The organism is Benzoatithermus flavus, from assembly GCF_037908215.1.
Classification (GTDB): Bacteria; Pseudomonadota; Alphaproteobacteria; order Geminicoccales; family Geminicoccaceae; genus Benzoatithermus; species Benzoatithermus flavus.
Genome location: NZ_JBBLZC010000149.1, coordinates 1 through 519 on the forward strand (window position 1 = coordinate 1; position 519 = coordinate 519).

Consider the following 519-nt stretch of genomic DNA (forward strand, 5'->3'; position numbering starts at 1 on the left):
GGGAGAGCCGGGTTTTACCAAGGGATCGTCAACGGCACGGCCACGGCTGGACGGATGATCGGGCCGGTCCTCGGCGGGTGGGTCGCCGATGCGTTCGGAATGAAACCGCTCATCGGATTGCTTGTCGCCTTCGCTCTGCTGGCCGCCGGCGCGGCGCTCGTGTTTGCCGGGGGGCTGCCGAAGCGGGCGGAAGAGGCGGGGGAAAAAACGGCTGTGACCGTCTAGTTTTCCGCTTGCAATCGATCGACAAATTTTTTACAATAATAATAAATTTGTCATCATAAAGCGAACAACGGTGAAGAGGAATAGTAGCGGGCTTGATGGACGGCAGAGAGTTGACGGTCGGTGCGAGTCAACCGAAGTCAATCCGCGAACTCGCCTCGGAGTTGCCGGCGTGAACGGCTGCGGCCGATAACGCCGGCCGTGAATCTGCGTTAAGGAACAAAGCGGGTGCGCCATAGGCGCGCCAAAAAAGGGTGGTACCGCGGGAAGCGTTCCTCTCGTCCCTTTTGTTCGGGA

Annotated in this window: 1 pseudogene and 1 other annotated feature; the pseudogene reads left to right on the plus strand. The window is 59.3% G+C overall.

Going from position 1 to position 519, the window contains the following annotated elements:
* A pseudogene (locus U1T56_RS24615) lies at positions 1 to 225 on the plus strand (MFS transporter); the annotation flags it as partial.
* 61 nt (positions 226 to 286) lie between these two features.
* Positions 287 to 511, plus strand: a binding site (T-box leader).
* Positions 512 to 519: the final 8 nt, after the last annotated feature.